Annotated in this window: 24 protein-coding genes; 12 read left to right on the top strand and 12 right to left on the bottom strand. The window is 60.9% G+C overall.

Going from position 1 to position 25,741, the window contains the following annotated elements; genetic code table 11:
- The first annotated feature begins 1 nt into the window (after nucleotide 1).
- The 3 genes from choV (at nucleotide 2) to GGQ68_RS15810 (ending at nucleotide 3,031) form a co-directional block, all read left to right on the top strand.
- Entirely contained in the window at nucleotides 2-1,045 is a 1,044-nt protein-coding gene (choV, locus tag GGQ68_RS15820) for a choline ABC transporter ATP-binding protein (RefSeq protein ID WP_183967700.1), read from the top strand.
- A 58-nt stretch (nucleotides 1,046-1,103) separates the two neighbouring features.
- Nucleotides 1,104-1,532: a hypothetical protein gene (locus GGQ68_RS15815; protein WP_183967698.1), complete on the top strand. Its 429-nt coding sequence runs from the start codon at nucleotides 1,104-1,106 to the stop codon at nucleotides 1,530-1,532.
- Nucleotides 1,533-1,765: 233 nt separating this feature from the next.
- Nucleotides 1,766-3,031, top strand: coding sequence for an MFS transporter (locus GGQ68_RS15810; RefSeq protein WP_183967696.1), 1,266 nt, complete (start codon nucleotides 1,766-1,768; stop codon nucleotides 3,029-3,031).
- Between the two features lie 95 nt (nucleotides 3,032-3,126).
- On the opposite strand, the gene GGQ68_RS15805 is transcribed toward GGQ68_RS15810, so the two are convergent.
- The 3 genes from GGQ68_RS15805 to GGQ68_RS15795 all read right to left on the bottom strand — a co-directional run bounded on the left by GGQ68_RS15805 (nucleotide 3,127) and on the right by GGQ68_RS15795 (nucleotide 8,085).
- A complete protein-coding gene (locus GGQ68_RS15805) occupies nucleotides 3,127-4,104 on the bottom strand; it encodes a YihY/virulence factor BrkB family protein (RefSeq protein WP_183967693.1) in 978 nt (325 codons plus the stop codon).
- 628 nt (nucleotides 4,105-4,732) lie between these two features.
- Nucleotides 4,733-6,412, bottom strand: coding sequence for a 30S ribosomal protein S1 (gene rpsA / locus GGQ68_RS15800; RefSeq protein WP_183967691.1), 1,680 nt, complete (start codon nucleotides 6,410-6,412; stop codon nucleotides 4,733-4,735).
- Between the two features lie 254 nt (nucleotides 6,413-6,666).
- Nucleotides 6,667-8,085, bottom strand: a complete 1,419-nt coding sequence (locus GGQ68_RS15795; protein ID WP_183967689.1) for a KAP family P-loop NTPase fold protein — start codon at nucleotides 8,083-8,085, stop codon at nucleotides 6,667-6,669.
- A 101-nt stretch (nucleotides 8,086-8,186) separates the two neighbouring features.
- On the opposite strand from GGQ68_RS15795, the gene GGQ68_RS15790 reads away from it, so the two are divergent.
- The 3 genes from GGQ68_RS15790 (at nucleotide 8,187) to GGQ68_RS15780 (ending at nucleotide 10,687) form a co-directional block, all read left to right on the top strand.
- Entirely contained in the window at nucleotides 8,187-8,885 is a 699-nt protein-coding gene (locus GGQ68_RS15790) for a ZIP family metal transporter (RefSeq protein WP_183967687.1), read from the top strand.
- 75 nt (nucleotides 8,886-8,960) lie between these two features.
- Nucleotides 8,961-10,088: an amidohydrolase family protein gene (locus GGQ68_RS15785; RefSeq protein WP_183967684.1), complete on the top strand. Its 1,128-nt coding sequence runs from the start codon at nucleotides 8,961-8,963 to the stop codon at nucleotides 10,086-10,088.
- A 383-nt stretch (nucleotides 10,089-10,471) separates the two neighbouring features.
- Nucleotides 10,472-10,687, top strand: a complete 216-nt coding sequence (locus tag GGQ68_RS15780; RefSeq protein ID WP_183967682.1) for a DUF1127 domain-containing protein — start codon at nucleotides 10,472-10,474, stop codon at nucleotides 10,685-10,687.
- A 226-nt stretch (nucleotides 10,688-10,913) separates the two neighbouring features.
- Here the strand turns inward: GGQ68_RS15780 and rpsD are convergent, their stop codons facing one another.
- On the bottom strand, nucleotides 10,914-11,534 hold the full coding sequence (rpsD, locus tag GGQ68_RS15775; protein WP_183967680.1) for a 30S ribosomal protein S4: 621 nt from the start codon (nucleotides 11,532-11,534) through the stop codon (nucleotides 10,914-10,916).
- A 285-nt stretch (nucleotides 11,535-11,819) separates the two neighbouring features.
- Between rpsD and GGQ68_RS15770 the strand changes: the two genes are divergently transcribed.
- The 5 genes from GGQ68_RS15770 to GGQ68_RS15750 all read left to right on the top strand — a co-directional run bounded on the left by GGQ68_RS15770 (nucleotide 11,820) and on the right by GGQ68_RS15750 (nucleotide 16,791).
- Complete coding sequence (locus tag GGQ68_RS15770) at nucleotides 11,820-12,635, top strand: EAL domain-containing protein (RefSeq protein WP_183967678.1); 816 nt, start codon at nucleotides 11,820-11,822, stop codon at nucleotides 12,633-12,635.
- Nucleotides 12,636-12,796: 161 nt separating this feature from the next.
- Complete coding sequence (locus GGQ68_RS15765; RefSeq protein WP_183967676.1) at nucleotides 12,797-13,972, top strand: acetyl-CoA C-acetyltransferase; 1,176 nt, start codon at nucleotides 12,797-12,799, stop codon at nucleotides 13,970-13,972.
- Between the two features lie 42 nt (nucleotides 13,973-14,014).
- Nucleotides 14,015-14,860 carry a patatin-like phospholipase family protein gene (locus GGQ68_RS15760; RefSeq protein WP_183967674.1) on the top strand — a complete coding sequence of 282 codons (846 nt, stop codon included), beginning with the start codon at nucleotides 14,015-14,017 and terminating at the stop codon, nucleotides 14,858-14,860.
- Nucleotides 14,861-14,960: 100 nt separating this feature from the next.
- Nucleotides 14,961-15,683 (top strand): acetoacetyl-CoA reductase, encoded by a 723-nt coding sequence (phbB, locus tag GGQ68_RS15755; RefSeq protein WP_183967672.1) that lies wholly within the window; start codon nucleotides 14,961-14,963, stop codon nucleotides 15,681-15,683.
- Between the two features lie 178 nt (nucleotides 15,684-15,861).
- Nucleotides 15,862-16,791, top strand: a complete 930-nt coding sequence (locus tag GGQ68_RS15750; protein ID WP_183967670.1) for a VOC family protein — start codon at nucleotides 15,862-15,864, stop codon at nucleotides 16,789-16,791.
- 362 nt (nucleotides 16,792-17,153) lie between these two features.
- Here the strand turns inward: GGQ68_RS15750 and GGQ68_RS15745 are convergent, their stop codons facing one another.
- The 3 genes from GGQ68_RS15745 to GGQ68_RS15735 form a co-directional block, all read right to left on the bottom strand.
- The gene (locus tag GGQ68_RS15745) at nucleotides 17,154-17,324 is read right to left on the bottom strand and encodes a YdcH family protein (RefSeq protein ID WP_183967668.1); all 171 of its coding nucleotides are present in this window, start codon (nucleotides 17,322-17,324) and stop codon (nucleotides 17,154-17,156) included.
- Nucleotides 17,325-17,431: 107 nt separating this feature from the next.
- Nucleotides 17,432-18,217 (bottom strand): tRNA1(Val) (adenine(37)-N6)-methyltransferase, encoded by a 786-nt coding sequence (locus GGQ68_RS15740; protein ID WP_246429392.1) that lies wholly within the window; start codon nucleotides 18,215-18,217, stop codon nucleotides 17,432-17,434.
- Nucleotides 18,207-18,422: a putative signal transducing protein gene (locus GGQ68_RS15735; protein ID WP_183967666.1), complete on the bottom strand. Its 216-nt coding sequence runs from the start codon at nucleotides 18,420-18,422 to the stop codon at nucleotides 18,207-18,209. Before GGQ68_RS15735 ends, GGQ68_RS15740 begins: the two co-directional genes overlap by 11 nt.
- 54 nt (nucleotides 18,423-18,476) lie before the next feature.
- Between GGQ68_RS15735 and GGQ68_RS15730 the strand changes: the two genes are divergently transcribed.
- A complete protein-coding gene (locus tag GGQ68_RS15730) occupies nucleotides 18,477-19,469 on the top strand; it encodes a polyprenyl synthetase family protein (protein ID WP_183967664.1) in 993 nt (330 codons plus the stop codon).
- On the opposite strand, the gene GGQ68_RS15725 is transcribed toward GGQ68_RS15730, so the two are convergent.
- From GGQ68_RS15725 to GGQ68_RS15705, 5 genes are all read right to left on the bottom strand, one after another.
- Nucleotides 19,462-20,373 carry a 4-(cytidine 5'-diphospho)-2-C-methyl-D-erythritol kinase gene (locus GGQ68_RS15725; RefSeq protein ID WP_183967662.1) on the bottom strand — a complete coding sequence of 304 codons (912 nt, stop codon included), beginning with the start codon at nucleotides 20,371-20,373 and terminating at the stop codon, nucleotides 19,462-19,464. The genes GGQ68_RS15730 and GGQ68_RS15725 overlap by 8 nt on opposite strands.
- Nucleotides 20,360-22,114: a tetratricopeptide repeat protein gene (locus GGQ68_RS15720; protein WP_221235615.1), complete on the bottom strand. Its 1,755-nt coding sequence runs from the start codon at nucleotides 22,112-22,114 to the stop codon at nucleotides 20,360-20,362. Before GGQ68_RS15720 ends, GGQ68_RS15725 begins: the two co-directional genes overlap by 14 nt.
- 95 nt (nucleotides 22,115-22,209) lie before the next feature.
- Entirely contained in the window at nucleotides 22,210-22,500 is a 291-nt protein-coding gene (locus tag GGQ68_RS15715) for a PilZ domain-containing protein (protein WP_183967660.1), read from the bottom strand.
- 115 nt (nucleotides 22,501-22,615) lie between these two features.
- On the bottom strand, nucleotides 22,616-24,268 hold the full coding sequence (locus GGQ68_RS15710; protein ID WP_183967658.1) for an electron transfer flavoprotein-ubiquinone oxidoreductase: 1,653 nt from the start codon (nucleotides 24,266-24,268) through the stop codon (nucleotides 22,616-22,618).
- Between the two features lie 235 nt (nucleotides 24,269-24,503).
- Nucleotides 24,504-25,598 carry a calcium-binding protein gene (locus tag GGQ68_RS15705; RefSeq protein WP_183967656.1) on the bottom strand — a complete coding sequence of 365 codons (1,095 nt, stop codon included), beginning with the start codon at nucleotides 25,596-25,598 and terminating at the stop codon, nucleotides 24,504-24,506.
- Nucleotides 25,599-25,741: the final 143 nt, after the last annotated feature.

Here is a 25,741-nt window from a genome sequence, read left to right as displayed (position 1 = left end):
CATGACCCAAAAAGATCCCATGGTGCGCTTCGACGCGGTCAACATCGTCTTTGGCGACAATCCGGAGGCCGCCCTGCCCCTGATGGATGCCGGCAAGGACCGCCCCGAAATCCAGAAAGAGACCGGGCAGGTCCTGGGCGTCCATAACTGCTCTCTCGATGTGCATGACGGGGAAATCCTTGTGCTGATGGGGCTGTCCGGCTCTGGCAAGTCGACGCTTCTGCGCGCGGTGAACGGGCTGAACCCCGTGGCCCGCGGCCGTGTCGAAGTGCGCACCGAGGACGGGTTGGTCGATGTGGCCAGCGCCTCGGACAAGGTGCTGCGCGATATCCGTATTCAACGCGTCGCCATGGTGTTCCAGCAGTTCGGGCTGCTGCCATGGCGGACGGTGATCGACAACGTGGCCCTCGGACTGGAGATCGCAGGCGTGCCGGAGCAGGAACGCCATGACCGGGCGCGCGCGCAACTGGAGCTGGTGAACCTTACCGATTGGGCGGACCGGCAGGTCAGCGAACTGTCCGGCGGCATGCAACAGCGTGTGGGGCTGGCCCGCGCCATGGTGACCGAAGCGCCGATCCTGTTGATGGATGAGCCGTTCTCGGCCCTCGACCCGCTGATCCGCAACCGGTTGCAGGACGAGTTGCTGGAGCTGCAAAGCAAGCTGGGGCGCACGATCATTTTCGTCTCTCACGATCTGGATGAGGCGCTGAAGATCGGCAACCGCATCGCCATCATGGAAGGCGGGCGCATCGTGCAATGCGGAGCGCCGCAGGAGATCGTGCTGACCCCCGCCACCGACTACGTGGCGGACTTTGTGGCGCATATGAACCCGCTCAACGTGCTGCGTGCGCTGGAGATCATGGGCCCGGTGCCGGATCAGGGCGCCGATGACCTGCGGTCCATTTCACCGGAGACGACAATCCGCGAGATCCTCCCCATGATCGCCGCGGGCGACTTGCCGGTGCTGGTGGCCGACGGACAGTCCACGCTGGGCTACATCGACGTGCCCGCCGTGATGACCGCGCTGCTGAACCAGCGCGCGTAGGACCTGCCTCGGGCGGGCGCGTTACCGTCCCTCCGTTTTCAGCGAAAGAAACCTGCCCATGCCCCTCACCCGTGCGCAGATACTCGGCACCGCAAGCGCCCTCCTGCTGGCCGCAATGGCGCTGTATTACGCCGTCGATCTGACGCGCATTATCCTGGCTCGCAGCGCCGAGGGTCTGACCCATGGTGTGGTTTTGGTGATGGTGCTCTATTTCGTGGTGTGTCCGGCGATGCTGGCGGCGGCGCTGCTGAACGCCTGGCATTTTCTGCAAGTGCTGCGCGGCGCGCGCCCGACCCCTCGCCTGTTGCGCCCCGGTCTTTGGCTGATTGCGGTGATCTGGGGGATGGCCTGGGCCGGCAGTCTGTGGCGTGGCAGCCATGGCGATGCGCCCGAAAGCCTGCTGATCTTTACCCTGCTGTATGCCGGGCCAGCAGTCCTGGCGCTGATCTGCCTTTGGAGCTTGCCGAAACGCATCAGGCCGGCCTGACCCGAGGCCCACGGCGCCCCTTGAGGGAGAGCCGACCGGGACCTTCGCAAGGGATGCCGACGTCTTCTCCGCGATGACGGCCCCTGCCCCACGCGATGCGCCGAAAATCTTGGCACCGTTGATCCCAAATGGCGAAAACCGCAGGGGGCAGGTCGTCCATGAGATTGCCAAGCCGCGCGATCTGGAGAACGGTCACAGGAGCAACTCAATCCTACCAAAAGCGGAGCGACGCCATGATCAAAGTCTTGTCGGGGGTCTGGGCGCTCTTGCTTGGAATTGTACTGATCATGCTGGGCAACGGCATGCATTTCACGCTGATCGGCTTGCGTGGCGGGCTGGAGGGGTTTTCCTCCACCGCTTTGGCGATTGTGACCTCCGGCTACTTCATAGGCTTTCTGTCCGGCGCACAGGTCACGCCGCAGCTGATCCGGCGGGTGGGGCATGTCCGGGTCTTTGCCGCCCTGGGCAGTTTCATGTCAGCGGGATTGATTGCGTTCCCGCTGGTGACAGAACCCTGGGCCTGGACGCTGCTGCGCTTGATCATCGGGTTTTGCATGTCTGGCGTATATGTCACCGCGGAGAGCTGGCTCAACGACGCCGCCACGAACGAAACCCGAGGCAAGGTGCTATCGGCCTACATGATCGCGCAAACGGTGGGGATCATCGGCGCGCAGGGCCTGCTGACGCTGGGGGATGCCGGGACATCGGCCCTGTTCATCGGGGCGTCGATCCTGGTGTCGATCTCCTTTGCGCCGATCTTGCTGTCCATCACACCCGTGCCGGTCGTCGAAGTGGCCCGCCCCATGCCGTTGCGCCAGTTGTTCAGCAGCGCCCCTCTCGCGACGATCGGCATTTTCCTGTTGGGAAGCGTCTATGCCACGCAAACCGGTATGGGGCCGGTGTTCGGATCAAAGGTCGGGATGACCGCGACACAGATCTCCCTGTTTGTCGCCATGCTGTTTGCCGGGGCGTTGGTGCTGCAATATCCAATCGGCTGGCTGTCCGATCAAATGGACCGGCGCAAGTTGATCTTTGGATCTGCGAGTGTCGGGGCCTTGGCCTGCGCCATGGGCTGGTTTACCGGAGGCAGCTTTGGCGCGCTGTTGGGCGCGGCGTTTGTGGCGGGTGGCGTGACAACACCGCTGTATGCGCTGTTTCTTGCGTTCACCAACGACACGCTGGCGGTCGAGGACATGCCTGCCGCCTCCGGCGGGCTTGTCTTTACCTTTGGTCTGGGTGCGATTGTCGGCCCGCTTGCCACCGGCTGGGCCATGCAGGCGGTGGGGCCTCAGGCCTTCTGGCTGACCTTGGGGACCGGGTTCCTGGCCATCGTCGTGTACGCGCTGTACCGCATGTCGCAACGCGCGGCCCCCTCTGTCGACGAGTCCGACAGCTACCTGAACGTCTTGCCCACCAGTACCACCATCGCCGTCGAAGCCGCAGGCAGCTGGGCGGTGGAGAATGCAGAGGCGCAGCGTGAGGACGACGACCAGACCTGACAGATCAGGGTTTTGGGCCGTAGGTCAACGCGATCAGCCGCTGTGCGCGACAGGCTCCTCCCATGGCTTTGTTGCAGCTTAGCGAATGGGCGGGCTTATGCGTCCTGCGTTATGGGCTGATCTTGCTCGTCATCCGAATTCTGGCGCAAGGCGCGGGCAAGGCGACGAATGCGAATGGCGCGGTTGAGCTCTCCGCCGAAGATAAGAACCAGCGCAGCAAGGTAGAGAAAATAAAGCGCCGCGACGATACCCGCCAGCCCCGCGTAATAGGTCGCATAGCTGGCAAAATTGGCGAGGTAGAAAGAAAACACCGCCGTCAGCGAGGTCCACATGGCAATGGTAAAGAGAACGCCGGGGTATATTGAGGAGAAACGTGTTCGTCGCGCGGGCAGCACGACATGTGCCAGGAAAAGCGAGAACGCCAAGATAATCGCGGCGGCCGGATAGCGCACGAGCTTGATGGTCACCGAGGCCGGATCGAAGCCCGGAAAAAGAATATGCAGCCAAGAGCCCGCGCGGGGCGCAAGCACGAGAAGATACCCGACCAGCACAAGCACAAGACTGGCAATGACAACCATCAGGACCATCACCGGATAAAGGACGTACCACGAACGGGTTTCGCGCAGGCCATAGGCCCGGTTGAGACCGATCCGCACGCCGTCCACACCCCCGAGGGCAAACCAGATCGTCAGGAGGATACCTGTGGACAGCACCCCACCCCGCTGAACCGTCATCACCTGCTGAACCTCCGCTATGATGGGCTCGATCAGCGTTTTGGGAACGATGGCGATCAGGAAAGAGACAAGATCTTCGGCCATGCTCTGACTGCCGACAAAGGCGGTCATCGAAGAGGTGAAGATGAGAAACGGAAAGACCGCGAGAAGGACGCGGAACGCGACGTTGCCGGCCAATCCGAAAGCGTCATCGCTCCACAGGCGCAAGCCTGCCTCGCGCACGACGCCCCACACAGCTTGCCAGCCTTCTCCGCGCAACAACCCCACAGGATTGTCGGTGACGATCCCGTGGGTGATGACGGCATCGCGCCCCGGTTCGGTCGGCTGACGGTTCTCCATTCGGCATCTCGCTTCGTTGTGTGACGTTTTCATAACGCCGCGTGGGTGGAAATAGTAGCACGCGATCTTGTCAGGCAAACACCGGGCCAGACTTTCGGCATCGCCTGTCATGGAGGACGCAACGGCTGACGTCAGGTGCGAGAGTGTTGAAATGGGGCTGTTCGGGGCTGGTCACGCCATCCGCTGACCAAAACGGCAGCGCGGGAAAACCGTTCACCTAAGGGGGGCGAAAGCGTGTTGGATCCAAGATAGGCTTGGCCAGGTCGGCCGTCGCGCGCGCCCGTTTGTCATAGTCGCTGGTCCGGTGGCGGAAAAAACGCGCACGATCAGCCCCTTCGCAAGCTCCACACCACCCCTTGATTGGCGCCAGAAGGGCCTGCTGCCCGGTCGGAATTTTCGGGTTGTGCGCGTCACGAGAGGGCGGGAAAGGGCTTTGCCGCAGGGCGGCGGCGCACCTTATCGCCTTAATAATTCAGCGAGCGCAAAGGGTTGTCTGAACGTCCAACTCAATCGCCGGCGAAACGGAACACGGGCGACAGTTGCCTGCCGCCCGTGTCCTAAATCCGGATTGGATCCGCGCAGTGCGAAGCCGTTCCGTTATCTCGACGCATGTGCGTCGTGCGAACGATTACTCGTCGCCGCCCTTCAGAGCCGCGCCAAGGATGTCGCCCAGCGATGCACCGGAGTCGGAGGAGCCGAACTGTTCCACGGCCTCTTTCTCTTCGGCGATCTCGCGTGCCTTGATCGACAGGCCCAGACGACGGGTCTTGGCGTCGATGTTGGTGACGCGCACGTCGATCTTGTCGCTGACGGAGAAACGCTCGGGGCGCTGCTCTGCACGATCACGGGACAGGTCGGAGCGGCGGATGAAGGACTTCATGCCCTCATATTCCACTTCGATGCCACCGTCTTCGATTGCGGTCACTTCGACAGTGATGATCGCACCGCGCTTCACGCCGCCAACGGCTTCGGCAAACTTGTCACCGCCCAGTGCCTTGATGGAGAGCGAGATGCGCTCCTTCTCGACGTCCACTTCGGAGACAACCGCCTGAACGACGTCGCCTTTGCGGTAGTTCTGGATGGCGTCTTCGCCGCGCTCATCCCAGGACAGGTCGGAGAGGTGAACCATGCCGTCGATCTCGCCGTCGAGGCCGATGAACAGACCGAATTCGGTGATGTTCTTGACTTCGCCTTCGACCTGCGTGCCTTCCGGGTGGGTCTCGGAGAAGACTTCCCATGGGTTGCGCATGGTCTGCTTGAGACCAAGGGAAACACGACGCTTGGCCGGATCGATTTCCAGCACCATCACGTCCACTTCCTGCGAGGTGGAGACGATCTTGCCGGGGTGCACGTTCTTCTTGGTCCAGGACATCTCGGAGACGTGGACCAGACCTTCGACGCCAGCTTCGAGCTCAACGAATGCACCGTAATCGGTGATGTTGGTCACGCGGCCTTTGTGCACGGAGCCCAGCGGGTACTTGACGCCCACCAGATCCCACGGATCTTCCTGCAGCTGCTTCATGCCGAGGGAGATACGGTGCGTTTCCTTGTTGATCTTGATGACCTGCACTTTGACAGTTTCACCGATCGACAGGATCTCGGAGGGGTGGTTCACACGGCGCCATGCCATGTCGGTGACGTGCAGCAGGCCGTCAACGCCGCCAAGGTCGACGAATGCGCCGTACTCGGTGATGTTCTTGACCACGCCGTCGATGGAGTCACCTTCCTGCAGCTTGCCGATGACTTCGGCACGCTGTTCGGCGCGGGACTCTTCGAGGATCGCACGACGGGAGACAACGATGTTGCCACGGCGACGGTCCATCTTGAGGATCTGGAACGGCTGCTTGAGACCCATGAGCGGGCCTGCGTCGCGCACGGGGCGGACGTCGACTTGCGAACCGGGCAGGAAGGCCACGGCACCGCCGAGGTCGACCGTGAAGCCACCCTTGACGCGGCCGAAGATCGCGCCTTCGACGCGTTCGTCGTCGGCGTAGGCTTTTTCGAGACGGTCCCATGCTTCTTCGCGGCGCGCCATCTCGCGGGAGATAACAGCTTCGCCACGGGCGTTTTCGGCGGAGCGGAGGTAAACCTCTACTTCGTCACCGACGGAGACGTCGGGCTGCTCGCCCGGTTCCGCGAATTCCTTGAGCTCAACGCGGCCTTCCATCTTGTAGCCGACGTCGATGATGGCCTGGCCCGCTTCGATAGCGATAACCCGGCCTTTGACAACTGTGCCCTCGTCGGGCGTGTCCATTTCGAGGCTCTCATTGAGGAGTGCTTCGAATTCTTCCATGGATGTGTTAGACATGTATGTCCGTTTTCCTTTTCATCGGTTTTCACTGGCCAAACGGTTGGCTCCGCCGGTCTTGGTTGGTCTCTGAGCTTGCCGCAAAACAAAGAGGGCCGGTGGTTCCGGCCCTGCTCGCTCTGTGTCGCGGCGTTTAATGCCTTGTCGACGGACGCGCGTATAGCTTGTGTAGGGCGCGGGGTCAAGTGTGGCGAGGCATATCACCCTAAGGTCAATCCTGCGAAACCTCGGACGCGCCGCTTGCGAAGTGCACTTTACTGGTGAAGTTGAGCAGCGCCTCGTGACTGGGCACATACTCTTTCGCAAATATGTGCATCAGCGTGCTGTCCGCAGAAGGCAACTCGTGCACTTTTTTTCATTTCGAGGACAACCGGCACGTCCCGCAAAGGATGGAAATTACCGCTGAACTCTTCGTCCAGCATTTCAGATTTATACATGTCGATATCACCATGGTCATCGTAAATGCCTGTTTCAAAGGCATGTATATACTTTTTGCTCTTCTCAGGAGTCAGACGTGACCGTGGCAAATATTGGCTCAGGTCCATTTTCGCCGCGCGTTGAAAAGCAAGGAAGACAAGCAGCGGAAAGTCTACCGGCACAAAACGCGCCATTCGCAAAGCCAACTCAACGCTTGAAAGCGCCGCTTCAATTTGACGAAAAGACAGCCCACTTGGCCTTGCCAGTGTTGCGGCCAGTGCGCAGGCGGCCGCTATACCAAACTGTGGATCATCGGAGAACGGCGGGCGCTTTTGAACCTTCTGCCTCTGCGCAGCTTTGCTTCTGGAGAGCATAGGGCGCAAAATCTCAAACTCCAACTTCAGGTGTGCCAAGCTATTGACGGCATTTTCCAGGTCCGCCTGATCAAAAGGTAGGCGCAATCTAAAATCCACGAATTTTTCGATATACCGCTCGCCCTTCTCAAATTCCCCGAACCGATGTGCGGCCAAAGTCTCCAGATAGTCGGCGTTCACCATCAGGACGAAGACGAATCCTTTCTGGGCAAAAACCAGCTTCATCGCCTCGAGCAAGCGTATCGTGTATTCCGGGTGGCAGCGGTCCAGCTCGTCGATCAGGATCACCACGCGGCCATCATCGCGCCCGGTCAGCCCTTTGCGCAGCGCCTGCATCTGGCCGGGCATCTCCTGCGTTCGGACCCGCTCGGCCGACAGCTGGGCGATGACCTGCTCGCTGAGCGCCCTTGAGACGCCCTTGCCAAATGCGCCGATGACGTCCTCCAGGTCGGTGTTGCGGTCTTCGTACCAGAGGTCTTCTGCGGCCTCCGCCAGTTCCTCGCCGGCCTTCCGGCCCACAACGGACACGCCGATCTTGACACCGCCCCACGCCAGTTTCTTGCCCGTGGCCCAGGCGGTCAGCCATGCAGACCGCTCTTTTGGCGGCAAAGCCTCCATCAACGCGCCGAGGAACGTCACAACCGGATCTCCCGAATGGTCTGACTTCTGCGCGTCGATTTCGATGACGGTTTCTCCGGCGGCCTTGAGTTGCCTGGCCCAGCGCTCGCGGAAGAATGTCTTGCCCCGACCAAAGCCCGCCTCGATGGAGATGACCTTTGCGTCGTCGATGGACTGGATCAGGTTGGTGAAGGCACGGCCGATCTCATCATATCCAAGGAGGTCGTCGGCCCAAGGGGCCGCATCAGTTTCGTCGCCTTGCATCTTCACCTCACTCAAACCACTCACGTTTAACGCTACAGACGTGGACCATCGTCCTCAATCACCGTAGGGGAACCTTCTTCGACCCGCGGCATTGGCTCACCATGACAGTATTTGTGATCGTTCTCATCGTTTCTTTTGCCCTGCTCGCCGGGGCAATCTGGGGGGCCTACGGCGCCATGAAACCGCAAACCGAAGGGTTTCTGGTGGCCATGGCCGGGGGCGCTTTGATCGTATCCGTGATGGACGAGCTGATCCGTCCCGCCACGCAGACCGCGCCGTTGTGGATCGTCGTGAGCGCCGTCGCGCTGGGGGCGATCGCGTTCACCTGGTCCGACTACAAGGTGAAGGCACGTATCACCAACGCCGGGGGCCTGGGCCTGCTGCTGGCCGTCACTTTGGACGGGGTGCCGGAAAACCTTGCCTTGGGGACGGCGTTGATCGGGTCGAAACCGCTGGAGATGGCGGCGCTGGCCGGGTCGATCTTTTTGTCCAACCTGCCAGAGGCGGCCGGCGGCGCAAAGCAGATGACCTCTGACGGAATGGCGCGCGGCAAGGCCGTTGCGATCTGGGCCGGGACGGCTGCGCTGCTGTCGGCGGCGGCGCTTGGCGGCTATTTCGGGCTCGATCAGGCGTCGAACGAGACGGTGGCCGCGATCAAGTGCTTTGCCGCCGGGGCGGTGGCGGCGTCGTTGGCGACCGAGGTCTTTCCGCCCGCGTTCCGCGATGACAGCTATTGGACCGGCATTGCAGTGACCTGCGGTTTGCTGATGGCGCTGCTGTTGGGGCAACTTGGCGGTTGAAATGGAACGGGTGTCACTCGCGCGATACAAAGGGCTGCTAGGCAGGTAGAAACACCTGTGACCGTGAGCGGTGCCATGCCTGCATACCTTCCTGATCTGTGTCTGACCGGCGCGCAGGTTCTGCGCGATGGGGTGATGACCTGCGACACCGTCGGCGTGTCCGCCGGGCGATTGGCGGAGGGCCGCTTCACGCAGGTCGATCTGCGAGGCCATCTGATCCTGCCGGGCATGGTCGATTTACACGGGTGCCGTCTGGAAGCGCCGCTCGCACGAGGTCTGCCCGCCGAGACTGCCATTTTACGCGCCGACACCGCCGCCGCCGCCGCTGGCGTGACAACTGGCTGTGTGACATTGCGCTGGGGCTGGACTGGCGAAACGGAATTCGCGGACATCTGCCGCACGGCTCTCCGCGCGCTCGACGGCCTGGCGCCATTGCTGCGATGCGATCTGCGCGGCCAATTGGTGGTGGAAACCCATAGTGTCGACCAACAGTCCTCCCTTCTTGCGCTGCTGGACGAGAGACCCGTGGCCAGCCTGCTGTTTCGCGATGGGTTGGAGGCGGCGCAGCGCAACCGGGCCGCAATGCCGGGGCCGGTGCGTATCGCGATGGACCGCGCCCTTGCCCAACGCGGAGAGGTGCCGAGGCATTTGTGTGTGCTGGCGGACGCATTGGACCGGAAAGGCATCCCCTACGGCAGTCTTGGCGATGCGGATGGCGAGACGCGCGATTACTACACCCAGATCGGCGCGAAGCTTTGCGCCCTGCCCGCCCGGCGGGCCGCTGCGGCACTGGCGCGGGCTGTGGGTGATCCAATTTTGCTGTCTGCGCCGGAGGTGCTGGGCAAAGGCGCGCGTCCCTGTCCAATGGCTGCGCGCGATATGCTGGCGGGGGGGCTGGGCGATGCGCTGGTGTCGGACGGACGGTATCCCGCGTTGATCGAGGCTGCTTTGACCCTTGCCGAAGAAGGACGGCTTGGGCTGCCTGCCGCGTGGTGGCTGGTGTCATCGCGTCCCGCGGAGATCCTCGGGCTGCGCGACCGTGGACGGATCGCCAATGGCTTGCGCGCTGATCTGGTGATCCTGAACAGTGACCGCAAAACGGTAGAGGCGACGATCTGTGACGGCCGGCTGGTGCACGCATCTCCGGCAATCGCCGCCCGATTTTACGACGTCGCACCAGACCTGCCCCTGGCTGCCGAGTGAATGTCGCAAACTGCGATAATATATCGTGAAGAATCCGTTAACGCCGGGGCGGGCTGTCGCTTTTGAACGATGTGTCATGTAGGTGTTACCACAGATCGTTAGATCACCCTCAGTGAGTGAAGAGAGTGGCGTGAGGGGTATAACCCTTGCGTTAATTTTATAAAGCCTTTGGCTCCGAGACATTTGAGCATTCCCCCCGGGCGGTCTATTCAGGCCGCCCTTTTTCTTTGCCCGCGCCGGAGGGTCGTGCCACGCCGGATACTCCAGCCATGCAAACGGCGACCTTCCGCTATGCTGCAACTGCACTGGAAAAATGCCGCATCGCGGCATAGGTTTGTGTCACCGAGGGGAGCTTTTGTTCCAACCAAAGAGATATAGATATCATGGCACACATCACGCACGACGCCGCACGCAGCGGCAACTTTTTCGCAGACTTCTTCAACGGCCTGCTGGACGGCATGGCACGGATCGCCGAATCCGGCCACCGCATGAAGGAAATCGAACGCCTTCAAGCAATGTCCGACGCAGACCTGGCCAAGCGTGGCCTGACTCGCGACCGCATCGCGCACCACGTTTTCCGCGACGTCCTCTACGTCTGAGGCGCCTCAAACGGGGTAATCGCTAGACCGCCGTGCCCGATGGGCGCGGCGGTTTTGCTTTGTCTGGCGTGCGGATGTGGGGCGCGGCGCGGCGCGATGGATAGACACTCGTGCTGCTACGCAGGCCATTGCCAAAACGACAAAAGGCCGCCCGAAGGCAGCCTTTGTAACCTCACGCCGCGAGGCAGGTCGGAGCAGAACGCCCCGACCTCCGCTCGATAAGCGATTAGTTTTGTGCGTAAAATTCGATAACCAGGTTCGGTTCCATCTGCACCGCGAAGGGCACATCGGACAGACCGGGCGTACGCACGAATGTTGCAGACATCTTGGAGTGGTCGGCGTCGATGTAATCGGGCACGTCACGCTCGGGCAGCTGGGTTGCTTCGATCAGCGCGGCCATCTGCTTGGACTTCTCGCGCACTTCGATCACGTCGCCTTCCTTCACACGGTAGGAGGGGATGTTCACGCGCTTGCCGTTCACCAGAACGTGGCCGTGGTTCACGAACTGACGCGCAGCGAACACGGTCGGGACGAACTTGGCACGGTACACAACGGCGTCGAGGCGGCGCTCGAGCAGACCGATCAGCAGCTCACCGGTGTCGCCCTTCAGGCGCTCGGCGTCGGCGAAGACACGGCGGAATTGCTTCTCGGTCATGTCGCCGTAGTGGCCTTTGAGCTTCTGCTTGGCACGCAGCTGAAGACCGAAGTCGGACAGCTTCTGCTTGCGGCGCTGGCCGTGCTGGCCGGGGCCGTATTCACGACGGTTCACCGGGGACTTCGGACGGCCCCAGATGTTTTCGCCCATACGGCGGTCAATTTTGTACTTGGCAGTCGTGCGTTTTGTCACGGCTGATCTCCTTCATTAAAGTTCGAAGGGCGTTGTCCTCTTCCCGGACCTTCGGGCCTGCGGCCTTTGGCTCCCCGGTCTGACAGGCATCCCCTTGCGGAGGCCACCAACACCAATGAAGTCGCCCTCATATACGGAGTGCATTGGGTGTCAACCCTTGCGAGGCCAGTCACGGGCGTGAATCCGGACAATTATCAACGAACACCGTCTTTAAACCTTGTTTAAGGTTTGCTCAGCCAAATGACGGAACGGATGGGGACCGCAGAACGTTTCGGAGCTGCTTTTATGGGGAAGACAACGACAGGCACGCTTAACCCGCTCGAGTATGCGGTTCATGCGCGCGACGCTGGCACGATGGATATGGTGCGACGCGCGATCAAACATCGCCAAGTGGTTCTGGCCTATCAACCGGTTGTGCAGGCGCTGCAACAGGACAGACCTGCTTTCCACGAAGGGCTGATCCGCGTTCTTGACGAAACCGGGCGTGTGATCCCAGCCAGTGCATTCATTCACGCGGTCGAAGAAACGGAATATGGCCGCATTCTTGACTGTATCGCGCTGGAAATGGGGCTGGAGGAACTGGCGCGCGTGCCGGGACTGCGACTGTCGATCAATATGTCGGCTCGCTCTATCGGGTACAAGAAATGGCTTCAGACCCTGGCCCAGGGCCTCTCTCAGGATCCGACCGTGGCGGAGCGGCTGATTCTCGAAATCACCGAACATTCCGCCATGATGGTGCCAGAGCTGGTCGTCAGCTTCATGCAGGACCTACAGGCCCAGGGGATCACCTTTGCCATCGACGACTTCGGCCAAGGGTACACGGCTCTGCGCCACTTCAAGGACTTCAGCTTCGACATCCTGAAGATCGATGGGGGATTTTGCAAGGGCATCGCCTCCGACCCCGACAATCAGGTTCTGGTGGGCGCCATGGTGCGAATCGCGGACCAATTCGATATGTTCACCGTAGCGGAAAGCGTTGAAACCGAAGCGGACGCAGACTGCCTGACTGCGCTCGGTATCGATTGTCTGCAAGGGTATTTCTTTGCCGCGCCGACCATTACGCCCGCATGGCGAGAGCCCCAAGAACGCAAGCACGCCTGAATGCGCCCTTACGCCGCGTTCCAAAGTCGCACAGAACCTCTTTTGGGAAAGCGAAAAATCGGTTAATCCCATGACCTGACGAGCGAGACAGAAGCACCCCGCGAAACGCGGGTCGCCTTTCGGGGCGTGGTGCATGAAACGCTTGGCCAGGAGGACATCATATGACCAATGTCGTTATCGCAAGCGCTGCCCGGACCGGCGTCGGCAGCTTTTGCGGATCTTTCGCAAACACCCCCGCGCACGATCTGGGCGCTGCCGTACTGGAGGCGCTTGTCGCCCGTGCCGGCATCGAAAAGGGCGAAGTCTCTGAAACAATCCTCGGTCAGGTTCTGACCGCAGCCCAAGGTCAGAACCCTGCCCGTCAGGCCCATATCAATGCAGGCTTGCCGCAGGAATCCTCTGCTTGGTCGATCAATCAGGTCTGCGGTTCCGGTCTGCGCGCCGTCGCATTGGCCGCGCAACACATTCAGCTTGGCGATGCATCAATCGTTTGCGCGGGCGGTCAGGAAAACATGTCCATGAGCCCCCATGCGCAAAACCTGCGCAACGGCTACAAAATGGGCGACGTCAGCTTCATCGACACGATGATTCGTGACGGTCTGTGGGACGCCTTCAACGGCTATCACATGGGTCAGACTGCCGAGAACGTCGCTGAAAAGTGGGGCATTTCCCGCGAGCAGCAGGACGAATTCGCGCTTGGCTCGCAAAACAAGGCCGAGGCGGCTCAGAAAGCCGGCAAGTTCGACGACGAAGTGATCCCATTCACCATCAAGACCCGCAAGGGCGACATCGTGATGGACAAGGATGAGTACATCCGCCACGGCGCGACCATCGACAACATGACCAAACTGCGCCCGGCCTTTACCAAGGACGGTTCTGTCACCGCGGGCAACGCGTCGGGTCTGAACGACGGCGCTGCCGGCGCCCTGCTGATGAGCGCGGACGACGCTGCAAAGCGCGGCATTACCCCGCTGGCGCGCATCGCGTCCTATGCAACAGCCGGGCTGGATCCGTCGATCATGGGCGTCGGCCCGATCCACGCGTCGCGCAAGGCCCTGGAGAAGGCCGGCTGGAAGGCCGAAGATCTGGACCTGGTCGAAGCCAACGAAGCGTTCGCCGCACAGGCCTGCGCCGTGAACAAGGACATGGGCTGGAACCCCGAGGTCGTGAACGTGAACGGCGGCGCCATCGCCATCGGACACCCGATCGGTGCTTCGGGCGCGCGCATCCTGAACACGCTGCTGTTCGAAATGCAGCGCCGCGACGCCAAGAAAGGCCTCGCCACCTTGTGCATCGGCGGTGGCATGGGCGTGGCAATGTGCCTCGAACGCCCATAAGACAGGGTTGACAAAGCGGGCTCCTCGGGGCCCGCTCTTCCAATGAACAAGATACCTAAAGACCCGAAACAGATCGTCTTTTCAGGCGGCGGCCTCCGCTGCTTCTGGCAGGGCGGATTCATGAAACGGCTCGAGCAAGATCGGCGATTCGCGCCGGAACGGGTGACGGGCGTTTCTGGCGGGGCCTTGGCCGGAGCCGCTTGGCTGGCCGGGATAGAAGACCGGCTGTTGGATGAAATGTGCGCGGCATTTGAATCGCGTGACAGCAACCTGGACCTGTTCAACGCGGACGAAGATGGCATCACCCCGCATCAACGCATGTATTGCGGCGTCGTGGATCGTGTGTTGGGCAGAGAGGCGACGAACACGATCGCCGAAGGCCCGACATTTCAGATTCAGATTGCGCATCCGCCGGACACAGGCTTGCCCACATTGACGGGAACAGCGCTTGCAGCCGCCTACGAGGCGGAGTTGCACGTGGTGAATTCGCCGCATTTTAATTGGGCGCAGAAGATGGGCCTGACCTCACGGTTGGTGGACGCGAATGCCGCCGCACGCGACGGCGCTTTGGTGGACCTCGTCAATGCGGCTGCGGTGATTCCACCTGTGTTCGAGCCCCCCTTGTGGGAGGATCGGCGCGTCGTAGATGGCGGCATGGCGGATCAGGCGCCGATGCCCGACCCGGACAGGGGCGTCACACTGGTGTTGCTGACCCGACCCTACAAGAATCTGCCCGAAGTCGAAGGGCGCACCTATGTTTGGCCTAGCAAAGAAACTCCGGCGGATAAAATTGACTTTACGGACCCGGATAAGTTGCGCGACACTTGGGCGCTGGGGGAGAAAGATGCAGAACGATATCTGGCCGGAAACGGACCGGACACTGCATAAAACACCCATCACGGAAATTAACTCGCGCAACAATGTTGCTAATAACAAAAGGTGCAGGTAACAAAGTTGCCAAAGCATTGAACAACAAGTGGAGGATAGTATGGGAAGAGTTGCACTCGTTACGGGCGGCACGCGCGGCATCGGTGAGGCGATCTCAAAGGCGCTGAAGGCGCAAGGCTACGAGGTCGCGGCCACTTACGCTGGCAACGATGAGAAGGCAGCGGCCTTCACCGAGGCCACCGGGATCAAAACCTACAAATGGAATGTGGCGGATTACGACTCGTCCAAAGCAGGCCTGGCACAGGTCGAAGCCGACCTCGGCCCCATTGACGTGGTCGTCGCCAACGCGGGCATCACCCGCGACGCGCCCTTTCACAAGATGACCCCGGACCAGTGGAAAGAGGTCATCGACACCAACCTGACCGGCGTGTTCAACACCGTTCACCCGATCTGGCCCGGCATGCGCGAGCGTAAGTTTGGCCGCATCATCGTGATCTCTTCGATCAACGGTCAGAAGGGTCAGTTCGCTCAGGTGAACTACGCCGCCACCAAGGCAGGCGATCTGGGCATCGTGAAGTCGCTGGCACAGGAAGGCGCACGCGCCGGCATCACTGCCAACGCCATCTGTCCCGGCTACATCGCGACCGAAATGGTCATGGCTGTGCCGGAGAAGGTGCGCGAGTCGATTATTGGCCAGATCCCCACGGGACGCCTGGGTGAGCCGGAAGAAATCGCGCGCTGCGTGACCTTCCTCGCCTCTGACGATGCGGGCTTCATCAACGGGTCGACGATCTCCGCCAACGGCGCGCAGTTCTTCGTGTAAATCCGTTTCGTTTCGCCAGTGGGTGGCTTCGGTCTGCCTGCTTCAAGTGCTTCCAAAGCCCCGGTCCTGCGCCGGGGCTTTGCCTTTGTGCGGATGCGCACCAAATCCCTTGAGAATACGGCAATTCTCAATGTCGACGCACGCTCTATATCCTTCACCAAACACGGAGGATTTTTAGATGATTAAGCAGATCAATGGCCTACACCATGTTACGTCGCTGGCGTCCAGCGCGCCGGAAAACAACGCATTTTTCACCAAGGCGCTTGGCCTGCGGCGCGTGAAGAAGACGGTAAACTTCGACGCCCCCGACGTGTACCATCTGTATTACGGAGACGAGACCGGCAGCCCCGGCACCGTCATGACCTATTTTCCCTTCCCCAATGCCGCCCGAGGGCGCGCGGGCACGGGCGAAGTCGGCACGACCGCCTTTGCCGTGCCGAAGGGCGCCCTGCCCTTTTGGGAGGAACGCCTGGCCGCGTATAACGCAGAGGATATGCGCCGTGAGAACCGCTTGGGCGATGAGCGCCTGCTGTTCAAAGGGCCGGATGGTGACGGTTTTGCACTTGTGGCGCAGGACGACCCTCGCACGCCCTGGACCGCCGACGTGTCGGAAGACGTGGCGATTCGCGGCTTTCATTCCGCCGATATGCGGTTGAGCCCACGCGGCGCGGCAGCAAGCGCGGAACTGCTGACCTTCATGGGCTATGAGAAAGAGGCGACAGACGGGGACGTGACCCGCTATCGCATGGCCGGCGGCAATGATGCGCAGGTCATCGACATCACGCAGGTCAATGGGCCGGCGGCAGATCAGGGCGCAGGTTCGGTCCACCACATCGCGTTTTCGGTCGATGATCGCGCTGCGCAGCTTGACGTGCGCAAGGCGCTTTTGGACACCGGCTATCAGGTGACACCCGTGATCGACCGAGATTATTTTTGGGCGATCTACTTTCGGTCGCCGGGCGGCGTATTGTTCGAAGTGGCCACCAACGAACCGGGTTTTGATCGTGATGAAGACGCCGCTCATCTGGGCGAGGCGCTGAAACTGCCAACCCAGCACGAACACATGCGCGATCGGCTGGAGCAGATGCTCACGCCAATCGAAGATTAAGGCTCCGTTAAAAAACGAACGCTCGGAAGCACAAAGGTTCGGGGCATTTGAGATGTAAGCGGGACTGCGCGGTCAGGTGAGCGCTGGTTACGACGAGAAGCGGTCCGTGCCGAATGCTTGATGCCTTATCAGATTGCGCATTCTTTGAACAAAGCGCACACGCACACTACCTTAGGCAGAGTGGAGCAAAGCTGTTTGGATTGGAAATGCTCGGAGTCCGCCAAACGTCTTGAGGTTGAAACGCTCTGCGCCGCACGAGGTCTGCGCGGTTGTCGATGCTTTTCGGCAGGTCGTTGGCTGTAATCTGGTCCATAAAAGACCTGTCCTGGCATACGTCAGGACAGGTCACCGACTGATGGCGGTCAGGCGGTCGTCGAAAGGCGTGTAATTTGCTCCTTGATCCGCAATTTCTGCTTTTTCATATCCGCGATGCGCAGGTCATCCTTGCCGGGTGATCGCTGGGCGCGCTCCACGGCATCCGAAAGAGACTGGTGCTTCCTCTTCAATTCCTGCAGATGCGAAGTTAAGCTCATGGGGATCCTCCTTTCGTTGGTTCAGGATTCCAGTCCAGCACAAGCTTGGCCACCTGTCACGCCGCGCGTGCATTCTTCCTTCACAAAACCATAAGAATCGGCGGAAATCAGCTTCGATTTGCTTCAAATTCTAACGGTCGGCCGCCCAGCATGACCCCGCGGAAGATCTCCGTATAGTTGTCAGGCGTATCTCCCCGAATCGTATCCGGGTGGATGACTTGCGGCACGTGAAAGGTAAACGGCCCGCGCCCGTCCTTGCGCCCACGGAGCAGGAAAAGCCGTGGCGGCCGTCCAGCACGCGGTAGAAGCGGCAGAAGCTCCAGCGATCCAAGCTGCTGATCCCGCATCGCCGACATAAGTTCCGGCATCCTTTCGATCCGGAGGATGAAAGTGGCGTAGCCGCGCGGCTTCAACCGTTTTGCCGCCGCCTGCACCCAGGCGTGCAAGGGCACCTCGCCCGCGCGCCCGGTGCCACGACCTCCATCACGGGCAATCAAGCCTTTCCCTGCCTCGAAATAGGGCGGATTGGCCATGACATGATCGAAACTCTCGGCCTTCATCTCCTTGGGCGGATCAATAAGGTCGCCCTGCCAGATGTCTCCCGTCAGGCAATTGTCTGACAGATTGCGTCGCGCGAGCGCTGCGTAGCCCGGTTGGATCTCCAACCCCGCCAAACGCATGCCGGGAACCCGTCTGCCCAGGCAGCACAGCGCCGCGCCGCCGCCGCAGCCCAACTCCAGCACCGACTGGCCCGCCACCCCTTGGATCGAGGCGGCCAGCAACACCGGGTCCGTGCCTGCGCGATACCCGATGCGCGGCTGCCAGATCTGCACCAGCCCGCCCAGCATGGCGTCGCGCGTCAGGTCCGCGTCGGCAAAAGGATCAGCGCGCAAGGTCAACTCCGGCGAGTTCAAGCACACGCCGCGCCCGATCCAGGTCGGCTGTGCGCACCATCAGACGGCGCGGCAAAATGCCAATGCTACCTTCGAGGATGCTCATGTTTACGTCTAGTTCAAAGCTGGGTATATCCTCGCCATCCAGAAGGGTTTTGGCCAAAGGGATCAATGTGATGTCGGTGGTACGCAGAAGCTCTTCCATGGGTGCGATGTAAGGACAGGACCGGGGTCTTGTCGAGCCTTCCGAGGGAGAGCGATGTTGGATAGCCAAGTGAAACCGCAAGAGCGCCTCGCTGAATTGCTGGCCCCCGAGATGGACGCCGTGAACGGGCTTATCCGTGAGCGCATGGCCTCCAAGCACGCGCCGCGCATTCCTGAGGTCACCGCCTACCTTGTCGAAGCTGGCGGAAAGCGCCTGCGTCCGATGCTGACCATCGCCGCGGCGAAGCTGTGCGGGTATGACGGCCCCTATCACCTGCATCTGGCCGCGACCGTGGAATTCATCCACACCGCGACCTTGCTGCACGACGATGTCGTCGACGAAAGCGCCATGCGGCGTGGTCGCAAGACGGCGAACTTGCTTTGGGACAACAAAAGTTCTGTTCTGGTCGGTGACTACCTCTTTGCCCGGTCGTTCCAGTTGATGACAGAAACGGGCAATCTGCGGGTTCTGGGCATCCTGTCGAATGCCTCTGCCACCATCGCCGAGGGCGAAGTGCTGCAACTGACCGCCGCTCAGGATCTGAAGACCACCGAAGAGGTCTATTTGCAGGTGGTGCGCGGCAAGACGGCAGCGCTTTTCTCGGCGGCAACGCAGGTGGGTGGCGTGATTGCCGACCGCCCCGAGGCGGAGGTACAGGCGCTATTCGATTACGGTGATGCGCTGGGAATCGCCTTTCAGATCGTGGATGACCTGCTGGACTACTGGGGGTCTGACGCGACTGGAAAAAACGTCGGTGACGATTTCCGCGAGCGTAAACTGACCTTGCCTGTAATCAAAACCGTCGCCGCAGGTGACGAAACGGAACGCGCGTTCTGGAAGCGTGTCATCGAAAAAGGTGATCAGAAGGACGGCGATCTGGAGCACGCCCTGTCGTTGATGAACAAACACGGCGCGCTGGAGGAGACCCGGCAAGAGGCCCTGCGCTGGTCGGCCCGGGCCAAAGCGGCCATGATGGAGCTGCCGCAAAGCGAGATGCGCGACCTTTTGGTCGACCTCAATGATTTCGTGGTGGCACGCCTCAGCTGAACGTGGGGAGACCCAGCGAAAACTGATTGCCCAAGGGGCCAGATGCGACCCACCAATCCGGGTGGGCGCGCCGGATGGTCTGGGCGGTTTTGGCCAGCTCTTCGTCGCTGATATCTGCGAACAAGCCAAAGCAGCTAGCACCGGAGCCCGACATGCGCGCCAGACCGCAGCCTGGCGTTCTTTCAAGCGTGGTCAGCACGTCGCCGATAGACGGCTCGATCGCCTTGGCCGCCACCTGCATGTCGTTGCGCATATCTTTCAGAAAAGCGATGAGCGCGGCGGCATCCGGCAGGGTCGGGATCTCTGGCATGGGCGGATTGTCCCGCGTTGTCATGGCGCGAAAAACCTCCGGCGTCGACACGGCCCGACGTGGATTTACGAGCAACGCATTGATTGGTGGGATGCCGCCGAGCGGGGTCATCTGTTCGCCAATCCCACGGACGTGCATCGGCATATTGAGCATGCACATGGGCACATCCGCGCCGAGCGCGTGCAGCTCAAGCGCCTGTATCTTTTGCAAAAGCTGGGCGACGATGTCGTCCAAGGTGGCCTCGGGCGGCAAAGTTCGCAGCAAAAGAGCACGCAACACCGCCGCCGCATCCGCTGATCCACCGCCCATGCCTGACGCCGGGGGCAGGTTTTTTGTCAGATGGGCCGCAAGGTGCTCCCCCAGGATATCGGCGGCGCGCAACACAAGGTTTGCCATGTCAGTCGGCACGCCATCTGCCTCTGGCCCCTCCACCGTCATGGAGAGGTCAGAGGTATCGAAATTCATGTCGAGCGTGTCATGAACCGGGGCAAAAACCACAAGAGAATCCAGCAGATGATAGCCATCGTCGCGTTGGCCAGTCACATGCAGGGTCAGATTGATTTTCGCCGGTGCGTGGACCTTAGCCCTCTTCATCGGTGAGCGGCTGTGCTGCGGCTTGTTCCAACGAGGGCGCGCCTTCTTCTGCCAGGACCTGATCGAGCCCAACGTCGAGTTTACGCTTGATGCGTTCAGGATCTGCCTCTTCTACGGCGTCTTCCCAATCGACGAAGGACAGCGCGCGCTTCCACATGAATTCGGCCTCACGCTCGCGTCCGACGGCCCAATAGACGTCGCCAAGGTGATCGTTCACCACTGGGTCGATGGGCATCAGTTCTGCGGCACGTTCCATATGCGGCACGGCTTCCTCGTAGCGGCCAAGGCGGTAAAGCACCCACCCAAGGCTATCGACGATGTAGCCGGAGTTCGGGCGCGCGGCGACGGCACGCTCGATCATGTTCAGCGCCTCATCCAGTTTGCGCTCCTGTTCCACCAGCGAATAGCCGAGGTAGTTCAAGACCTGAGGCTGCTCCGGGTTCAGCTCCAGCGCATGACGGAAATCGGCTTCTGCCTCCTCCCACTTATCCTGACGCTCAAAGGCGATGGCGCGGGCGTAATACAGGAACCACTGACGGGAGGTTTCCTCCGGCATGAGCTCAATCGCACGGCTGTAGGCAGCGGTCGCCTCCTCGTAGCGCTGTTCCTGCCGGTAAAGATCCCCCAGCGTGGTTTGCGCGACGGCGAGATCGGGCTGCGCTTCGGCCAGGTCTTCGAGCGTGGAGATGGCACCGGCCATGTCGCCCTGATCGCGCAGCGCCTCAGCCTCCCCCATGACGGCAGCGTGGTAGGAGGGATCCTCGGGGCCGACACGTTCAAAGGTATCTTCCGCCATATCATAGCGACCCAGACCTGACAGCAGCTCGCCGGAAAGCAGGATCGCATCGGTATGGTCGGCCCTCAGATGCTCCGCCATACGCGAATAGAGCAAGGTCAGCTCATCACTACCCTCGTTCGAAAGCGCGCCGGCAAGGGTGTAGAAGACTTCCGCGATGCCGTCCTTCGGGGTTCTGACGTGGGTGAAGGGAAGCCGATCGCCAGCTTCCAGCGCGCTGCGCATCTCTTTCAGCTCCGGGTCCAGATCGGTGCCAAAGCTGGTATCAAGCAGCTCGAGTGCCTCCTCGCTGCGGCCCAACTGAGACAGGATTTCCGAGCGCGCCATGACGCCACGCCGGGTGGCCGCCATACCGCCAGCCTGATCCTCTTCAAAGATCGCACCGCTGCTTACGAAATCTCCGACAGAGGCCAGCGCCAAGGCTTTGTGGTAAGCGGCGAAGGGGGCGAGGCCCTGCATGTCAGCCACTTCGTCGAACGCCAAAAGAGCCGCGCTCATGTCGCCGGTGCCCAGCAAGGCCCATGCTTTGACGAGGCCATCGGCAAGCGGACCGATGGCGCGTTCTTCGTCAATGGCCTTGATGATGGTGGTGTAGTTCTCTTTGCCCGCTTCAGTGGCGATGGTTGCCATCCGCGCAACTTGACTGTCGAAGCCGCCCTTTTCCATTCGATCCGCCAGGGCCGACGCACGGTCGAAATCACCCAATGACATCTCTGCCAGGATTGCGCGTTCGAGAAGTTCCGGACGGTCCGGGGCAAAGGCCAGCGCGCGCCCGTAGTAATGCGCCGCAGCCTTGAAATCACCGAGGAAGCTGGCCTGGCGCGCCGCGAGGTAGTCACCCGCGATGCCATTGGCCTGCGCCGGAGCCACAGTGGCGAATGCGGCGGCCACCGCGAAGGTGCTGGCCCGTAGTGTAGCGCGAATGCCTGATGCCCAGTGCGTCAATTTCCCGGCCTCCCGTGTTGCTTGTTTGCGCAAAGCCTAGAGCGGCCCGCCCAGCATGGCAATGCACCGGACGACGCGCAAAGGCTCCACAGCGGTCACATCTGCCGGAGGTCGCGGTATTGTCGCAGGTTTTCAAGCTGAGCGGCCGTGAGCGGCTTATCGAATTGCAGCGCGGCGCCCCTGCGGGAAACGCGCACCACATGTGCCCGGACCGGTTCCCGCATGGCGGTCAGGCGCACCCGCACCCCAACCTCAAAGGGCAGAACCCCCTCGGCAAATGCCCCTGTTTTGGACACATTGACGATGGTGGCGGCAAAGTCGCCCTCCTCTGTCTGCAATTCAAAGCCCCAACAACTGGGCCAGCGGTCAGCTCGTTCTTCCATCATCGTTGAGCACCTCGCAACGCATTCGACCTTATATTGGCGCGGCCAGGTGAAAGAGAGGTTAACCCAAACGCAAAACGCGCCCCAAGGGGCGCGCTTCACTGTCAGTATAGACCAATTACATGTTGGGGTAGTTGGGCCCATCGCCGCCCTGCGGAACAGTCCAGTTGATGTTTTGCGAGGGGTCTTTGATGTCACAAGTCTTGCAATGCACACAGTTCTGGAAGTTGATGACGAACTGTTGCGCGCCGTCCTTTTCGACGAATTCATACACGCCCGCCGGACAGTATCGCGCCGAGGGGCCGGCGTATTGCGGCAGGTTCACATTCACCGGGACGCTGGGGTCCTTCAGCTTGAGGTGGGCGGGCTGGCTTTCCTCGTGGTTGGTGAAGGAAAAGGCCACGTTGGTCAGGCGGTCAAAGGACAGCTTTCCATCCGGCTTGGGATAGTTGATCTCTTTGAAATCAGAGGCTTTGCCCGTGGCCTCAGCGTCGCATTTACCATGGCTCATCGTGCCGAACAGCGACCCGCCGAACAGCGAATTGGTCCACATGTCAAAGCCACCCAACGTCAGGGAGGCCGCGAGGCCCCACTTGGACCACATGGGTTTCAGATTGCGGACGAGTTTGAGATCCTTGCCGATGGCGCCTTCGCGCACCTCGGTTTCATAGTCGGTCAATTCGTCGGACGCGCGCCCGGCCTTGATCGCGGCAAATGCCGCCTCGGCCGCGGCCTTGCCCGACAACATGGCGTTGTGGTTGCCCTTGATGCGCGGCACGTTGACCATGCCGACGGAACAGCCCAGCAGCGCAACGCCCGGCGCGACCATCTTGGGCATCGACTGATACCCGCCCTCTGAAATCGCGCGCGCACCATACGCCACGCGCTTACCACCTTCGAGCAGCTCGGCCACCATCGGGTGATGCTTGAAACGCTGGAATTCCATATATGGGTACAGGTGCGGGTTCTGGTAGTTCAGGTGCACCACGAAACCGACGTAGACCTGATTGTTTTCAAGATGATAGATGAACGATCCGCCGCCCGTCTTGGAAGAATTCAAAGGCCAGCCCATCGTGTGGGTGACGGAGCCTTCCTTGTGCTTGGCGGGGTCGATTTCCCAGATCTCTTTCATGCCGAGGCCGAATTTCTGCGGCTCCTTGCCGGCGGAAAGGTCATATTTCGCGATGACTTCCTTGGCCAGTGAGCCGCGCACGCCCTCGGACAGAAACACGTATTTGCCCAGCAGCTCCATGCCCGGCTCGGTGTTCGGACCATAAGAGCCATCTTCTTCGAGCCCGAAGACACCGGCGACGACGCCGCGCACTTCGCCGTTGTCGCCGTAGATCAGTTCAGAACAGGCCATGCCGGGGAAAATCTCGACGCCCAGCTCCTCTGCCTGCTCCGCCATCCAGCGGCAGACATTGCCCATCGAGACGATGTAATTTCCGTGGTTGTTCATCAGCTTGGGCATCGGCCAGTTGGGCACGCGAATTTCGCCGGTCTCGCCCAGCAGGTAAAAGTTGTCGTCTTTCACCGGCACGTTCAGCGGAGCGCCTTTCGCCTTCCAGTCCGGGATCAACGCATCAAGGCCGCAAGGGTCGAGCACCGCGCCAGACAGGATATGTGCGCCGATCTCGGAGCCCTTTTCCAACAGCACCACGTCCAGATCCGGGTCCATCTGTTTCAGGCGTATCGCGGCAGACAGGCCAGCGGGGCCACCACCAACGATGACAACATCATATTCCATCGACTCGCGTTCGATCTCGCTCATGTCCACTCCCTCCAGAGACGCCCCAAAAGGCATCGCCTCCGGGTAAAAAATTTCAAAAGTCCTATCTCGCCAGTGCGGCATTCGTCAATGCGCGCGCAGCGTCACAAGACCACAGGCCCGCAGCAGCAGCTAGGCAAAGCGACAGCACGCTTGCCGAAGAAAAGCGACATTGGAAGGTGTGAAAGCGCGTTTTCACACCGGGGGCCGCAGGCGAACCCACGGCCCCCGGTGTCGGTCAAAAGACCAGATCGTCCAGCCCCAGCGCGGAGGCCGCGATATCCACGAACAGCGCCACGTCGTAGCCTTCGATGTTGACCAGCGCGCCCTCGGCCGTATCGACGATGGAGATTGCGCTGCCCCACAGGTCGGTCAGGTTGATCTTGTCGATGCCGTCCTGGAAATCCTCCACGATGTCAAAGCCGCTTTCCTGAGCAAAGACAAAGACATCCGCGCCATCTCCGCCGACAAGCAGGTCATCCCCCTTGCCACCGAAAAGCGTGTCGTCACCGCCCTCGCCCTTGAGCCAATCAGCTCCGGCACCGCCCTCGATCAGGTCATTCCCGGACTCGCCGTCCATCGTGTCGTTGCCGTCTTCGCCTTTCAGCCAGTCGTCGCCTTCGCCGCCCAGCATCAGGTCATCGCCGGATTCGCCATCCATGGTGTCGTTGTCCAGACCACCTTCGAGCGTGTCATTGCCTTCGCCGCCCAGAAGCAGATCCGCGCCCTGCTCACCCTTCAGCCAGTCGTTGCCAAGCCCGCCTTCGACAGTGTCGTTCCCGGACTCGCCGTCCATCGTGTCGTGGCCGTCTTCGCCGACCATCCAGTCGTCGCCTTCGCCGCCCAGCATCAGGTCATTGCCGGATTCGCCGTCCATGGTGTCGTTGTCCAGACCACCTTCGAGCGTGTCATTGCCTTCGCCACCCAGAAGCAGATCCGCGCCCTGTTCGCCTTTCAGCCAGTCTTTGCCAAGCCCGCCTTCGACAGTGTCGTTCCCGGACTCACCGTCCATCGTGTCGTTGCCGTCTTCGCCGACCATCCAGTCGTCGCCTTCGCCGCCCAGCATCAGGTCATTGCCGGATTCGCCATCCATGGTGTCGTTGTCCAGACCACCTTCGAGCGTGTCATTGCCTTCGCCACCCAGAAGCAGATCCGCGCCCTGCTCACCCTTCAGCCAGTCGTCGTCAAGCCCGCCCCACAGTGTGTCATTGCCCGCTTCGCCGTCGATGGTGTCATTGCCCTCCGACCCGAAAACGAGGTCATCACCTTCCAGAAGCGTGATCACATCGCCAAGAATGGTGCCAAATACAGTGTCGTTGCCAGATGTCGGCATCGGCATCCTCCTTACAATTTCATGAAGTGAAAACGAGTCACGTCCTAATCCTAAAGCAGAGTATCGCTGACAAAACAAACGCACAGGACTATTTTTGGGCTATCATTAATACAAAGGCGATTTGCACAAAATAACCTCATTTT

The sequence above is a fragment of the Sagittula marina genome, from assembly GCF_014196795.1.
GTDB lineage: Bacteria > Pseudomonadota > Alphaproteobacteria > Rhodobacterales > Rhodobacteraceae > Sagittula > Sagittula marina.
This window is presented reverse-complemented; position numbering and strand designations above follow the sequence as displayed.